Annotated in this window: 11 protein-coding genes and 1 pseudogene; 11 read left to right on the forward strand and 1 reads right to left on the reverse strand. The window is 49.6% G+C overall.

Translation table 11 applies throughout. The features are described from left to right. Window positions 1–17 precede the first annotated feature (17 nt). Window positions 18–668 carry a BON domain-containing protein gene (locus HALTITAN_RS05865; protein ID WP_027959254.1) on the forward strand — a complete coding sequence of 217 codons (651 nt, stop codon included), beginning with the start codon at window positions 18–20 and terminating at the stop codon, window positions 666–668. Window positions 669–903: 235 nt separating this feature from the next. On the opposite strand, the pseudogene HALTITAN_RS05870 reads toward HALTITAN_RS05865, so the two are convergent. Then, a pseudogene (locus HALTITAN_RS05870) lies at window positions 904–1,220 on the reverse strand (transposase); the annotation flags it as partial. A gap of 334 nt (window positions 1,221–1,554) precedes the next feature. Here HALTITAN_RS05870 and HALTITAN_RS05875 point away from each other — a divergent pair. The 10 genes from HALTITAN_RS05875 (at window position 1,555) to HALTITAN_RS05920 (ending at window position 15,221) form a co-directional block, all read left to right on the forward strand. Further along, complete coding sequence (locus tag HALTITAN_RS05875) at window positions 1,555–2,115, forward strand: sugar transferase (RefSeq protein WP_009286544.1); 561 nt, start codon at window positions 1,555–1,557, stop codon at window positions 2,113–2,115. 170 nt (window positions 2,116–2,285) lie between these two features. Next, window positions 2,286–3,461: an O-antigen ligase family protein gene (locus tag HALTITAN_RS05880; RefSeq protein WP_051051897.1), complete on the forward strand. Its 1,176-nt coding sequence runs from the start codon at window positions 2,286–2,288 to the stop codon at window positions 3,459–3,461. Window positions 3,462–3,504: 43 nt separating this feature from the next. Next, window positions 3,505–4,131 (forward strand): ElyC/SanA/YdcF family protein, encoded by a 627-nt coding sequence (locus HALTITAN_RS05885; protein ID WP_230805089.1) that lies wholly within the window; start codon window positions 3,505–3,507, stop codon window positions 4,129–4,131. Between the two features lie 51 nt (window positions 4,132–4,182). Continuing rightward, window positions 4,183–4,620, forward strand: coding sequence for a low molecular weight protein-tyrosine-phosphatase (locus HALTITAN_RS05890; protein WP_009286545.1), 438 nt, complete (start codon window positions 4,183–4,185; stop codon window positions 4,618–4,620). Between the two features lie 650 nt (window positions 4,621–5,270). Then, complete coding sequence (locus HALTITAN_RS05895; protein WP_009286546.1) at window positions 5,271–6,263, forward strand: phosphoribosyltransferase; 993 nt, start codon at window positions 5,271–5,273, stop codon at window positions 6,261–6,263. A 474-nt stretch (window positions 6,264–6,737) separates the two neighbouring features. Continuing rightward, on the forward strand, window positions 6,738–7,892 hold the full coding sequence (locus tag HALTITAN_RS05900; RefSeq protein WP_009286547.1) for a polysaccharide export protein: 1,155 nt from the start codon (window positions 6,738–6,740) through the stop codon (window positions 7,890–7,892). Between the two features lie 28 nt (window positions 7,893–7,920). Next, window positions 7,921–10,176: a polysaccharide biosynthesis tyrosine autokinase gene (locus HALTITAN_RS05905; RefSeq protein ID WP_009286548.1), complete on the forward strand. Its 2,256-nt coding sequence runs from the start codon at window positions 7,921–7,923 to the stop codon at window positions 10,174–10,176. 6 nt (window positions 10,177–10,182) lie between these two features. Further along, entirely contained in the window at window positions 10,183–11,997 is a 1,815-nt protein-coding gene (locus tag HALTITAN_RS05910) for an ABC transporter ATP-binding protein (protein WP_009286549.1), read from the forward strand. Between the two features lie 24 nt (window positions 11,998–12,021). Then, window positions 12,022–13,167 carry a hypothetical protein gene (locus HALTITAN_RS05915; RefSeq protein WP_009286550.1) on the forward strand — a complete coding sequence of 382 codons (1,146 nt, stop codon included), beginning with the start codon at window positions 12,022–12,024 and terminating at the stop codon, window positions 13,165–13,167. A 53-nt stretch (window positions 13,168–13,220) separates the two neighbouring features. Further along, the gene (locus HALTITAN_RS05920; protein WP_022523693.1) at window positions 13,221–15,221 is read left to right on the forward strand and encodes a polysaccharide biosynthesis protein; all 2,001 of its coding nucleotides are present in this window, start codon (window positions 13,221–13,223) and stop codon (window positions 15,219–15,221) included. The last annotated feature ends 50 nt before the right edge of the window (window positions 15,222–15,271 follow it).

Genomic DNA, 15,271 nt, shown 5'->3' on the forward strand with positions numbered 1-15,271 from the left:
CACAAGGAGTATTCATAATGTCGAAATCAGATAGTCAACTTCAGCAAGATGTACTTGCGGAACTTGGTGATGAACCCTCTGTCCGAGCGTCGGATATTGGTGTAGAGGTAAAAGATGGCATTGTAACATTAGCCGGTCATGTGGATAGTTATGGTGAAAAATGGCATGCGGAAAAGGCAGCTCAGCGGGTGGCTGGGGTAAAGGGCGTCGCTGTGGAAATTGACGTACAACTGCCAGGGGAAAATCAGCGCACTGATGCCGATATAGCGCGTGCGGTAAAAAATACGCTTGAGTGGAATGTTTTTATTCCAAATGACCCATTAAAGGTAATGGTTGAGGATGGATGGGTCACCTTGTCAGGGGAAGTGCCCTGGGAATATCAGCGCCTCCTAGCTGCTAGCTCAATTCGATATTTAGCAGGTGTGACTGGTGTTAGTAACCAGATCGTTCTTAAACCTAAGCCAACGACTACGGCGGTTAAGGCTAATATTGAGAACGCACTTAAGCGAAGGGCGCTTCAGGATGCGAATGCCATAAAAGTAGAAGTTCATAATCATGAAGTAACGCTTAGTGGAAAGGTACATAACCTTGCGGAAAAAGACTTAATTCACCATGCTGTATGGAATTCACCAGGCGTCTGGAAAGTAACGGATCATATAAGAACTTAAGCATTAAATGTTATAGAGTTTTCAGGGTTGTCTAATCGCAGGCAGGGGTTCGATGACCCTTTGTTTTTTGGCTTGTTGGATCCTGTAACCAAAGGGAATCCTGCTATGTACCTAGTCCGCCCGTCCTGAGGTGCTACCAATGGGAGGCCGCCGAACATCTTTACGATGCATCTAATTTGTGGGCGATGCAAAACTATATTGATGGCCGCCGAGCCTGTGATCCATAGTGATGTCTCCTTACGGCTTTCTGCGACATCTCACGGCGACGAGACGGCTTCACCACTTTTTATGATGGCTTTCCTTGAAGATGTCCGCTTTCAATCGTTCCTTGGAGTACATCTTCTTGAGCCGCTGGCTTTCATCCTCTAGCACCTTCAGCCGTGCCACCATGGATGCACCCATACCACCGAATTTAGCTATCTACTTGTAGAAGGTCGCACTGCTCATGCCGAGCTCACGGCATAGTTTCGGAACCGGGGCACCGCCTTCCTTTTACTTAAGGATCGAAAGTATTTGGCTGTCTGAAAAACGTGATTTTTTCGTGCAGGTTATCCCTGCGTTTAGCTTACGGAAAATTCTACTTCTGAGTTCCCTGGTTTTTCGGAGGGGATTACCAAATAATATATATTAATGGGAATTGTTTTAGCCTTTTTTGCTTAATTTCTAATTGGTGAGACTAGTAAAATAGAATGAGAAAATATGCCTAAATTGTTAGGTTAACAGTTATAGCTATATAAACAGCTTGTTTATATACTTCTCTTCGAGATCGTTACTCTTTGGTTGCCTTTGTTTGGGTGATAAAGCGTATTCTTGTTGAAGTGGAAGTTGCCAAGATCTAATTTTTATATGGTAATAATAGTGACTTAACCATGCGGGTATTGACATCATGACTAAAATATTACGATTTTTTGATATCCTGTTTGCTGCCACGGGCCTACTCATTGGTCTGCCATTATTGCTTATATTAGCCTTAATCGGTTACTGGGACACGAGGTCTCCTCTATTTTTGCAAAAGCGTGTGGGATACCGTGGCCAGCCGTTTGTATTGATTAAATTTCGTACTATGAAGCCTGATACCGCTTGGGTTGCTTCGCATCTTGCGGATTCTTCTTCAATTACCAAATTCGGTCATTTCTTACGGCGTACCAAATTGGATGAGTTACCGCAGCTATGGAATGTATTGAAAGGGGATATGAGCCTTGTGGGGCCTCGTCCTTGCTTATACACGCAAGATGAGTTGATCAAAGAGCGTACCGAGCGTGGTGTATACAATGCTCGCCCAGGAATTACCGGGCTGGCGCAACTTAACGATATTGATATGTCTACGCCTCAATTACTGGCAGAAACGGATCAAAAAATGTTGGCGACAATGGCGATGCCGACGTATTTTCGCTACCTGTTCCTCACTGTGATGGGTAGAGGAAGCGGAGACCGGGTGAGACAATAAAGCATGCGCACTCCTGTGGCCTACAAGGTAAATACTGCATGCAGGCTTTAGCAATCACCGTGTTACCGCTATTGGCCCCCTTGGGCTATTGGCTAGGATTGGCGATCACTATTATATGGTCGTTTCTTGCTAGGCATGAGCGACAAAGGCGTAGCTTTTTTAGAAAACCAATGGGGCGTGGTGATGGCCTTCTTTTGGCGTTGCTACTAGGAGTCGGTATTGTCGAAGTAGTGGCTGGCGCTTGGCATTCTAGCTTGGAGCGGGCCTTGCCATTAGCTGGTGCAGCTTGGCTCGCGGCATTGGCGTTTATGTTAGTGCGCGCCGTTCCACCACGTCCTTCAGCATGGTGGGTGGGTTTAGCGCTAAGTGGATTGGGTGCAGGGGGTTGGGCGGCGTGGCAAAAATGGATAGTCGGTTTAACCCGTGCTACAGGCCACCCACCGTTACATTCAATCTTTTTCGGCAATCTTGCGCTATTGATGGCGCTGTTATGTTTGGCCGGATTGGGGTGGGCCTGGCAACAGCGATCAACACGTTTTTTTTGGGTAGCGCTTTTGCTGAGCGGCGCAATGGGGGGCGGACTAGCCTCGGCTCTTTCTGGCACCCGGGGCGGGTGGTTGGCACTGCCGCTAGTGATATGGGTATTTTATTACGGTTATGCGCGTCGCTGGCGAGCGCTGTGGCGATGGTTGGCACTGACTGCTGCAATAGCTGTGATGATAGGGGTGTATACGACGCCCCATAGCGGCGTAGAAAAAAGGGTGGATAAGGCGGTGGCCGAGGTGCATCGCTACATGGAAGGCGCTGACTATGGCTCCGTAGGGGCTCGCTTGGAAATGTATCGCGGCGCATTCTGGCTGATTTATGAACGTCCCCTCGTGGGCTACGGGCATCAGGGCTATCTACCCGCCATGCAAAGACTAGAGACTCAAGGCGTGCTAAGCCCCGAGTTAGGCAATTACTGGCATGCGCATAACGACCTTCTGGATGCCTGGGTACGAAAAGGGCTGCCAGGTCTTGTTATAGTCGTGAGCCTCTATCTCATTCCCCTGTGGCTTTTTTTCCCAGGTTTACGCGCTGAAAGCGCCACTCAGCGCTCCTATGCCGTGGCTGGTATATTGCTGCCAATCACTTTTATGGGCTTTGGCTTAAGCTATTCTTTTTTTGCTTATCCAGCAGGGGTAGCGGTGTATGCTAGCTGGCTGATTTTCCTTTGGGTTCTCGTTTCCGAGCAAGTTCTGCAAGATGGTTGCCATGTATACACTAATGAAAAGCCTGACGGCGATATTGCTGATGCCAATGTCTCTGATGGCCCTCACTTTTACTATCGGATGGTTGATTCGTAAGCTTGGGTGGTACCGCCTGGGTCACAGCATAATGACGTTAGCAATGCTCTTGCTATTGCTGGCGGCCTGGGCACCAGTGGCAGATAATTTGCTAGGGCCGTTGGAGTCTCAATATGTCGCTTGGGAGAAATGGCCTGAAGAGCAGAACATCGAAGCAGTGGTAGTCCTCGGGGGTGGTTGGCAGCCGGATCGCCCTTGGTCGATAACCGGCAGGCTCAGCGAAAGTTCGGGTTTGCGTCTGATGGAAGGCCTGCGGCTATGGCATGAGCGTCCAGACTTGCTACTGGTAGTGTCAGGGGGAGGGCAAGATCCAAAAATGACCATGGCTCATGGTTACGCCGAAGCTGCCGAAGCATTGGGGGTTCCGCCAGAGAGTATCGTGACGCTGGTGTCGCCCAACGATACTGCTGAAGAGGCCAAGTCAGTTCGGGCGCTGCTCGGTGAAGGTGCGCAAGTATTGATTGTGACATCAGCGTCGCATATGCCGCGCGCTATGCGTCATTTCGAGGCGGCAGGCCTAGCTCCAGTTGCTGCACCTACCCATTATTTGGCCGATCGAACGGAGGGATTAGCGCTAGCTTATTGGCTGCCCTCTGCCCGTGAGCTACGCAAGACTGAGAGGGCAATCTACGAAACCCTTGGGTTGCTTGCTATTCAGTGGGAGCATTGAAGGTGTCATTTGAAAACGTCTACCTCTGCTCACCCAGGAGATAAGTAAGACATGTTCGAGCGTATTTTAGTGGTGTGTACAGGTAATATTTGTCGTAGTCCTGTCGCTGAGGCATTTCTTAAACAGCGGCTACCCGAGCGTCATATCAGTTCTGCAGGCTTGGGCGCCTTGGAAGGCGAGCCTGTATCCCCGTTTGCACGTCAATTGGCCGAGGCCGATGGTTTGGATGTGACCAGCCACCAGGCACGGCAATTAACGGTGATAATGATACAGGAAGCCGATCTCATTCTGGTGATGTCTGAGGGCCAGCGCCGTGCCGTAGGACAACACGTACCCCAAGCCTTAGGTAAGACGCTATTGCTAGGTCGTTGGCTAGATAGTGGCAAAGGGCGCAATATCCCCGATCCTTACCGAAAATCCAGGGAAGTTTTCGAGCATATCCATATGTTGCTAAAGGACGCTGCCTTTACGTGGGCAGAGAGGCTCTAGAGGCATCGCCATCGCTTCTTTTTCTTTTTTACTGCTTGATCTGTCTGCGGTATGGCCAATGTGCATGTCAGTATTAGATCCATTTTTCGTTTTAAAATTTTTAGTTGACTAATCATTAAGTAATGATTTTTTTGCTATTTTTTAATTATGTATTTCTTGTTTTTAAGATGTTGATCTTTGTATTTATGATGGGATTTATGTATTGTTTTTCTCATTTATTTTGAAGGAGTAAAATTGTTAAAAATGCCTGATTTAAATGCCAATAAAGTAGAAGGTTGAGGTTTCTGTCTTTAGACTATGAAGGTGAATAAATTTAACAGAAACAAATGCTTGTATTTTTTTTATTGTAGTTTTAATAATTTTTTCTGGAGATATCATATAACCTATCATTTAAGTGACACGATTTTGTCATTCGATAAAGTTACCGTTCCACTATAAGTCGTAACTAAGCGATTTTGTTCATTGCAGAAACTATCGGAAAAGCCTTTTTAACTCTCTGGCGTGATGCTCCATCTTGGGTAGAGGCGTGACGTACCGAGAGTATGTCTTTGTGTTTAGGGCCATCACCGCTGGGTTTTACAAGAAAGGCGATTCTACCTAACCATCCATTAATTTGGCGGTCAAGCCTGATAAATAAGGAGGGATAGACAATGAATTACAAATCCTATGGTGATTTAAGTGAGGACATCGCTGCGTCCTTGTTCAAAGTTCACGGGAAGGATTACGACCTGGTGGTCGGTATTCCCCGTAGCGGCATCATCCCTGCCAGCATGGTTGCGTTGGGTTTGCATCTCGATATGATGGGGCTCCCAGACTTTATTGACAACCAACCGCTGAAAACTCGCTTGCGTAGAAAGGAAGAAAAGCCGCCGGGAGCCGCCTGGGACGCGAAAAAAGTTCTTTTCGTCGATGATAGCGTCATTACAGGGAAGACTGTGCAGGAAGCACGGAGTGCTATCCCCGAAAACTGTCCTTGTATAATAGATACCTTGGCGATCTATGCTGATCCCGACGGTAAGCAACATGTTGATTTTCATTTTTACACGCTAGAATCGCCTTGTGCTTTCCAGTGGAACCTTTTCACTCCTGCCATACTTTCCCAGTCATGTGTCGATATCGATGGTGTACTGTGCGTCGATCCTACCGACCTTCAGAACGATGATGGAGAGCAGTACATTGCGTTTTTGAATAACGCGGAGCTTCTTTTCCTACCTGCTGGCCGAATCGGCTGCTTGGTAACCAACCGTCTTGAGAAGTACCGTAGCCAGACAGAGCAGTGGCTGAAGCAACAGGGAATTGACTATGAGCGCTTGGTCATGCTGGATCTGCCTTCGAAAGAGGAGCGCCAACGCCAGGGGATTCACTCTACGCACAAGGGCCTGTTCTATAAGAACTCGGATTACACTTTCTTCATTGAGAGTGCTACCAGGCAGGCTGCAAGTATTGCAAAAATATCGGGGAAAGCCGTTTATTGCTGTGAAGATAATAGAGTCTATACAGCGTCTGATAAAATCTCCGCCAAAAAGGGATCTCATAGCTATACGAAACGCCTTCTCAGCGCCAGCAAAAGAAAGATTTTATCTAGCTTTCCAAGCCCCCTCAAGACGGCACTGAGGGAGCGGTGGAAACCCAAAAAGGCGTGAGCGGATTCAAAGACCAACTTATGGCCGCCCCTCCAAGGGTGGCTTTTTTCTATGTGACCACTGTCACTAAGAAACCCCTCAATTAAGGCGATATTACAATTGTTCCGCGATTGTAACTTGAAATTTCTTCTTTTGTAACTTTTTACAACTTATTAATTTTAAATATAAATTTTTTATTATCATTAAATGTTTAATACCGCTAGGCATGATCTCCTCTCCTCTCACCCATGACGCCAAACCTCATTTCTAAACGCCTAAATAGCGTTAGCTATCTCATCCTCAGCAATGAAGTAAATCAAAGTATGTTTTTTGTTTTTTTATGTAACATTATATTTGTCTGCCGTAATGGCATTCATGTCTTATGGCGGCTCGAAGGTTGCACTGCCAAGGCGAGTTTCCAAATAGGCTCTGGGAAATGCCATTTAAAATCCCCGGGCGGTAGCGTGGTAAGACACAAAGCAAAGGGAACAAAAAATGAATAATTTCAAAGAAATAGAAGGTGTAGAAACCAGAAAAAACCCATTGCGGCTGGTTCGCTATCTAATGTTCATCATGCTGCTGGGGATATTAAGTGGCTGTGCCATGGCCCCAGGCGGGCATATTGATGAAAGCGAGCTCGACCAATCGCTTGATGGCCGAGTGGACGTACAACCCATTACACCAGAGTTTGTAGATAGGTTGTATGTCCCAGAAGAGCCTACCACGCAAGCCACGTCTCAAGCATTGAATCAAGAAGTGCAAGACTACGAATATCGGGTAGGGCCTGGGGACATTTTAAGCGTGATCGTCTATGACCATCCAGAATTAACGATTCCTGCCGGCGCCGAGCGCTCCGCTGCGGAAACCGGGAACCGTATACGGCCCAATGGCACGATGTTCTATCCCTACGTAGGGCGTGTGAGAGTCGAGGGCATGACGCTTGACGAGGTGCGCGAGTTAATCGCACGGCGATTGTCCGCAGTAATCAATGAGCCGCAGGTAGAGGTAGGCATTGCGGCGTTTAACTCCCAAAAAGTGTACATCAGTGGTGCAGTGGAAAACCCCGGCACTCTGCCTCTGAGTATTGTGCCGATGACGGTACTTGATGCCATTAGTGAAGTAGGCGGGGCACGTGATAATGCGGATTGGCGTAATGTCACCCTAAGCCGCAATGGTGGTGAAGAGGTGATATCGCTTTACGCCATGATGCGTCAAGGGGATATGACACAAAACCGGTTACTGCGTGATGGCGATCTACTTCACGTGCCCACCATGGAAAATCAAAACGTGGTCGTTCTGGGACAGGTTAGCCGTCCAGGTGCCATTGCCCTGGGCAATGAACGCATCACGTTGACGGATGCATTGGGAAGGGCAGGTGGTGTGAATGAAAATCGCGCCCAGCCGTCGGGTATTTTCGTAGTAAGGGGAAACCCGCCGGGTAGCGAGAAAATTGCCACCGTCTATCAGTTGGATATTCAGGATGCCACTCGCTTATTGCTAGGAACACGCTTTCCTCTTGAGCCGCAGGATGTGGTGTACGTGACGTCAGCACCGCTGGCTCGCTGGAACTCTGTGATCTCCCTGCTGTTGCCATCAGTTAGTTTGCCAGGCGACTTTGCAACGTCTGCTATTGATGCCGGTGAGCTTTAATATATTTTCTGAGTGATGAGGCATCTCCATGACTAATTTCCCTTCACCAGCGCCGTCGCCAGCACCTCGAGAGAGCGATGAGCTTAATCTGCGTAAGTTGGTAGACACGCTGTCCGATCATCGCTGGTTTATTGTGTCGGTGACGGGATTTTTTCTGCTGGCGGGCTACTTTAATGCCAGCTCTCAGCCGAGAATTTATCAGGCCGATGCCTTAGTTCAGATAGAGACCCGAGGATCGAACTTGGCGTTTATGGAGTCATTGGGAGAGCCGCAACAAGGCAACCCTACCTCTGCTGAGCTCGAAATTCTGCAGTCACGTATGGTGTTGGGTGAAACCGCTGACCGTCTTGACCTTGCCATTCAGGTTGAGCCGCGTAGGTTGCCGGTGGTGGGGGACTTTCTGGTTCATCATGGAGTTAATCAGCAGTGGTTCGAGAGCCTCACGCCTGAATTCATTCGCCAGTGGTTAGCAGACTCTGTGGATGATGCTTGGAGTAACCCCTATGTGTGGGCTGGGGAATCACTGCGAGTCGCTCGTTTCGATGTTCCCGAGGGGAACGTGGGGGGGGAGCATGTGTTGCGGCTTCTCGACGGCGGTGAATTCGAGCTGCTGCTGGAAGAAGAAACGCTGCTTACTGGTAGCGTTGGGGAAACGGTACAGAATGATGAATTGGGGTATCGTCTTTTTGTCAGCCAGGCAGAGGCCCACCCCGGCGCAGAATTCACATTAGTAAGAACGTCTGCTCTTAGTGCAATAAGTGAGCTGAAGAATCGCTTTGAAATCATTCCGCGTGGGTTAGAGTCGGGCGTCTATGAACTGACGTTGAACGGGGCGGATCAAAACCAGATTCAGCCAACACTAGATACGCTGACCAGCGTTTTTTTGACTCAAAACGTGCAGCGTCATTCAGAAGAAGCAGAAAAACAGATCGCCTTTCTCAACGAGCAAATTCCTCAGGTTAGCAACCAATTGTCAGATGCCGAAGGCATGCTCAACGATTACCGAGCTCAGCGTGACTCTGTCGACCTGACGTTCGAGACACAGAACCTGCTTACTCGGGTAGTCGATGTGGAAAACCAGCTTGGTGAGTTGGCTATGCGGGAAGCGGATCTGGCTGAGAGGTACCGTCCTTCACACCCTAACTACCAAACGTTACTGAGACAACGCGGCCAGCTAGAAGCCGAGCGTGACCGACTTAACGCTCTGGTGAGTGAATTACCCGAAACCCAACAGGAAGTGCTGCGTCTTACTCGGGATACTCAGGTCAATCAGCAAGTGTATGTCCAGCTACTCAACCAGCTTCAAGAGATGCGTTTGGTGAAGGCTGGCACAGTAGGCAATGTGCGTATCTTGGATGCGGCCATGCTGTCCCCCGGTACCATTGCTCCACGTATCCCTTTAATAACCGCTGTTAGCGGCCTGTTTGGCGCCTTGTTGGCAATGTTATTAGTGATCGTTCGTATGTTGCTCAGCCGGTCTATCAAAACCCCCGAGCAGCTTGAAGAATTGGGTCTGCCTGTCTATGCCACCTTACCGAATTCCGGTGAACAGGCAGGGCTTACCGAGCGTATTCGTCCGCGTCGTGCCAAGAAAGCCCAAGAAGTTTTTCGTGGCTTGCTGGCCGTCAAGAAACCCGCTGAAATTGCCGTTGAGGCATTGCGTGGGCTTCGTACCAGCCTCTACTTCGCCATGCTCGAATCCGATAACAATCGGTTGATGATTACTGGTGCTAGTCCGGGGGTAGGTAAGAGCTTCATAGCCGCGAACTTAGCGGCGGTATGTGCCCAGGCTGGCCAAAAAGTGTTGTTAATCGATGCTGATATGCGCCGCGGCCATTTGCACCATGCCTTTCACGGTAAGGGAATAAAGGGACTTTCAGAGTTGTTGGCACGGCGTATCAGTGTGGAGGAGGCCATTCGCCATAGTGAGCTTGATGGACTTGATTATGTGGCAAGAGGAAGCGTACCGCCTAATCCATCAGAGCTTTTGATGCAGCAGAGTTTTCACGACTTTCTAGACACGATAAGCCAGCACTATGACCTGGTAATCGTGGATACGCCCCCGATTCTGGCGGTAACCGATGCCTCGGTAGTCGGCAAGTTGGTTGGTACCAGTCTAATGGTGGTGCGGTTCGACACGAACCCTCCTGGCGAAATCAAAGCCGCTAAGCGTCGTCTTGAGAGTGCTGGTGTGAGGCTCAAAGGTGGAATTCTAAATGGTGTTAAGAAGCCGACCAGCAGCCGTCACGGATACTATGGCAGCTACCTCTATGCTTACCGGTGAGCCAATATGCTTAATCAATTGCGCGAATTTTATTCTTTACTAACGCAACAACAGCGCCGCCGATTGTTAGGGCTTCAGGCACTGATCATTGTGATGGCGCTAGCTCAAATTGCCAGTGTCATCGCCATTGGGCCTTTTATGGCGGTGGTCGGAGATATGAGCAAACTCCAGGGCAATGGTTGGTTAGCCTGGGCTTATACCTATAGCGGAATGCAAAGCCACAAGTCCTTCTTGAGTCTATTGGGCGGTATGGTACTTGGAGTGTTGTTAATGGCAGCTCTAATTTCCATGTATACCACCTGGCGGCTGTCGCTCTACAGTGAGCAAGTGGGAGCGGAACTCTCTAGCCGCCTCTATCGTTATTATCTGTATCAACCTTGGTTATTTCATTCGAGCCAGAATACCAGTGTCCTGATCAGCAAGGTCTCCGTTGAAGTCCAGCGCGTTACGACAAAGGTGATCAATCCAGCGATGGAGCTCAACGCCAAGGCGGTCATGGTGACCTTGATGAGCTTGGCTATCTTTATCTATAACCCTGTTGTAGCAATATCCGGCTTAGTGATATTCCTCGCCACTTATCTACTGCTTTATCAGACGGTGCGGCGCTTTCTCAGCATTAATGGAAGGCGTATATCTGAGGCTCAATCGAAACGCTTCAAGCTGATGACTGAAGGGTTTGGAGGCATCAAAGATCTTCTTTTATTGCATCGTCAGGCGAGTTTTACCACGCGGTTTGAAAAGGCCAGCAACCGCATAGCGCGAGGCCAAGGTGTAACACAAGGACTGAGTGAGGCACCCCGTTATGCTATCGAGCTGGTGGCCTTTGGTTCGGTAATCCTGCTGGTTCTTTACCTGCTTAACCTCTACCAAGGCAATCTGGGCGCCATTTTGCCGGCGCTTTCAATTTATGCCCTAGCCGGTTTCAAGATGCTGCCTGGCTTTCAGAAAATCTATACCTCCATTACTAAAATACGCGGCAACCTGGCGGCTTATGATGCAATCCGTGAAGATTTGATCGCCAGCAGTGAGGAAACCATAAAACTGAAAACAGGCAGTGAATCTAAGCCTGCTGCTCAGTCAATGCCGTGGGTTCCTCAGCGAGAAATCAAAATTCATGAGGTCGCCTTCGACTACCCAGGAGCGCGAGCACGGGCGCTGAATGGCCTGACTCTGACAATTCCGGTCAACAAGATGGTCGGCTTAGTCGGTGCTTCTGGCAGTGGTAAAAGTACTGCTGTGGATCTATTGCTGGGTCTGATCGAGCCTCAGCAAGGGCAAATACTCATTGATGGTGTGGCTTTAACGCAGGAGAACTTGCGGAATTGGCATGCCAGTGTGGGGTTTGTGCCGCAACAGATATTTCTGTCCGATGCCACGATCCTCGAAAACGTCGCCTTTGCCATTGAACGCGAAAATATTGATGTTGAGAGAGTCAAAGAAGCCCTACACATGGCGCAACTCGATGAACTGATCATGCGATTTCCCGAAGGGCTCGAAACTAGAATCGGGGAGCGCGGAGTGCAGATATCAGGGGGACAGCGTCAGCGTTTGGGTATCGCCCGTGCTCTTTATCAGCAAGCCAGTGTATTAGTTTTTGATGAAGCCACCAGTGCTCTGGATGGGATCACCGAACGTCGTGTGATGGAAGATATCCAGCGCTTCGCAGGCCAAATGACGGTGGTGCTTATTGCCCACCGCCTGGCCACGGTCAAAGAGTGCGACATAATTTATATGCTTGAGGACGGGCAAGTAAGTGATGCAGGTACTTATGATGACCTGGCCAGTCGCAATCATACCTTCCAGATGATGGCTAACCTCTAGCCACAGTAGAAAAAAGGTATCGCCATGAATCTGATCGGTGCGCTATTGCTGTTTGTGGGGCTTTCGCTAAGCAGCCTTTATTTGTTTCCCAGCGGTGGGCCACAGCTGGCTGATTTTGTGCTGATCGGTTTTGCCGGCGTGATGCTTTTGATGTCATTAGGAGACAAACACCTGAAAGTTTCACCCTTCGCTATGTGCTGGGGATTAATGGTGTTGTGGGTAGTAATGGTATGCCTTAGCTGGACGTTAGTGATGGAAACCACTGAATTTTTTAGACCAGCCCAGTTTTTCCTGTTCAATTTTTTAATCGGTATGGGGCTGCTGCGTTTCCTAAGCGTTTACGGTGAACATGCCATAGGGCTTATTCGAAATAGCATCTCTATTGCGCTAGTGATCGCCGGTGGCCATGTGTTAGTGCAATTAGCCTTGGGGATCAACCGCACCACTGGCAGCTTTAATAATCCCAATCAGCTGGCCTACTTTTCGCTATGTGGCGTAGTGGTGTTGTTAATGCTCGATGATTTTCACCCTAAAATGAGGCCTTTGGCATTGGCCGGGCTAGCTAGCGGCGTGTTGGGGATCTTATCGGCGTCGTCGTTGGCCGCTATGGGAGGTGGGGCTATGGTGGGGATCGGCTGGGCCATAGCAAATGCTAAGCAGGTCAAGTACTTTGCGCGCCTGTTGCTGCTGGTGCCACTATTATTGGGAGGTGTTGTGCTCGCCAATATTAGTACTGAGGGGCAGGTGTTGCGCAACCTGGAAGCGCGTATGGATCGAGCACCAAGCAAAATTGATAGTGTGTATGAAGAACGCAAGTTTGACCGACTGACTAACTTTCCCGCCTACGCAATATTGGGGGCAGGAGAAGCCGAACGGCAGCGTTTTGCACCATATGATGGGGCCGAAATCCACTCCTCCTTTATTAACATGTTGTTTGCTTATGGCTTGCCAGGCCTAGTGCTTTTCCTATCGATAATAGCCACCGTATTGCGCCGAGCTCCCCTTTACATCTGGGCTGGAGTAGCAGGGCCATTGATTTATTCCACTACTCATAACGGGCTGCGCGCGACGTTATTCTGGGTACTACTAGTGATCTGTTGGCATCTCTACCGAGAAGGCTCGATAGCGGCTTCCCGTCAAAATCTCGTTTTTGATCGACCACTTCAATAATGCGGCTGCCAGCGCCATAACTTGGCAACCCGCAAGGACGGATAGAGATAACTATGGCTAGTTTAATAAAGTCGTTATCAATGGCGCCGCGCTCCATAAAGCGCCGGGTACTTGTTGTATTTGATGGTTTGATTGTGGTGGGTAGCCTGCAACTTGCCACAATGATTCACCTGGAAAGCCTACAACCACTCAGCAGCATTTCCTTGTGGATGACCATCAGCGTGTTAGTTCCGATAAGCCTTTTGCTTTTCCGCTGGTTAGGGCTTTATCGCGCCGTCATTCGCTACATGAGCCATGCCACTGTATCCACTATCGCTGTTGTTGTGCTGGCATCGACTTTGTTAGTAGCACCGGCCAGTTACATGGTTAACTCGCCCATTGGACTATCTATTATCATCATTTATGCGCTGCTCTTATTGTTGGGTATCGGTAGCCTGCGTTTTCTATTGCGAGAGTTGTATCGCCACAGTCAGCTTCGACAGCGCAAGCCAGTGGTGATTTATGGGGCAGGGGCCGCGGGTTGCGAGCTGGTGGCTGCTCTGCGCAATGGAGAGGAATACCAGCCGGTGGCCTTCGTTGATGACTGGCGGGGATTGGAAGGCGCCATGGTAGAAGGGCTGCGGGTACATCAGCCGGTAGCATTAGCTGCTCTGGTTCAAGAACACCGCGCCACAATGGTCTTGTTAGCTATCCCCAGCGCCCCACGTTGGCGTCGCCGCGAGATACTGCACTGGCTTTCGGGCCTTTCCGTGCCTCTTAAGACAATTCCTGGTAGCGCCGATGTAATTGCCGGTAGAGCCAAAATCAGTGAACTTCGCGATGTGGCGCTGGAGGACTTATTGGGTAGGGAGTCTGTGCCTGCCTTCCCCGAACTGATGGAGGCCAATATCCGCGATAAATCGGTCATGGTGACGGGGGCAGGAGGCTCGATAGGCAGTGAGCTGTGTCGTCAGATTCTTGATCAGAATCCTGTCCGCCTGCTTTTGATCGATAACTGCGAATTTGCGCTATACGCCATTGAGCAAGAGTTGAAGCAACATATCGAAAGCACCGCGTCACGGTGCGAGCTAAAACCATTGCTTATCTCAGTGCAGCATTCGGGCAGTCTTAAGGCAGTGTTCGAATGTTTCGAGGTGCATACTGTCTACCACGCTGCTGCTTACAAGCATGTGCCGATGGTGGAATTTAATCTCGTGCAAGGAGTGAGTAATAACGTCTTTGGCACATTGAATCTGGCCAAGGCGGCAATGTCGGCCAATGTTGAAACCTTTGTGGTGGTATCCACCGATAAAGCGGTTCGCCCCTCCAATGCCATGGGTGCATCCAAGCGTTTGACTGAGCTTATCTGTCAGGCCTTCGCACATTCTCAGTCCAACACTCGATTCTGCATGGTGCGCTTTGGCAATGTTCTGGGTTCAAGTGGCTCCGTTGTCCCAGTGTTTCGTCAGCAGATTGAGCAGGGCGGCCCCGTGAAGGTGACTCACCCGGATATCACCCGCTATTTCATGACAATTCCCGAAGCTGCTCAGCTGGTTATCCAGGCTGGCGCCATGGGGGAAGGTGGGGAGGTTTTCGTGCTCGATATGGGCGAACCGGTACGCATTCATGATCTGGCCATGAATATGATTCGCCTTTCGGGATTGGAGGTAAGAGACGCTGCGCATCCTGAAGGGGATATCGAAATCATCTATTCCGGCTTGCGGCCTGGTGAAAAGCTTTACGAGGAATTGTTGATAGGTCATGACGTCAGCAAGACGCGCCATGATCGTATCATGACTTCAAAAGAGCGCTTCTGGGAATGGCCGAGGCTCGAAGCCTTTTTAAAGCAGCTGGAGCAGGCATTTATCGCTACTGATCACCTGCGTATCCGCCAGTTGTTGCAGTCGGCTCCACTGGACTACAACCCTTTGGACGAAATAGCCGACCTGGTATGGAAAGCGCGTCAGACCATGACCTCAGATACGCAACGCCAACATGTTGATGCAACGAACACAGCCTTAAGGTCGGTCGCCAGACTAGGCCCTGTATTACGCTCCGTACCCAAAGAAGGTTGAGAATCTTATTGAATCGCTGGCTATCACAAGACGACGGAATCTTACCAACT

Origin of the sequence: Vreelandella titanicae BH1, assembly GCF_000336575.1 — a bacterium.
In the GTDB taxonomy this organism is placed as follows: domain Bacteria; phylum Pseudomonadota; class Gammaproteobacteria; order Pseudomonadales; family Halomonadaceae; genus Vreelandella; species Vreelandella titanicae.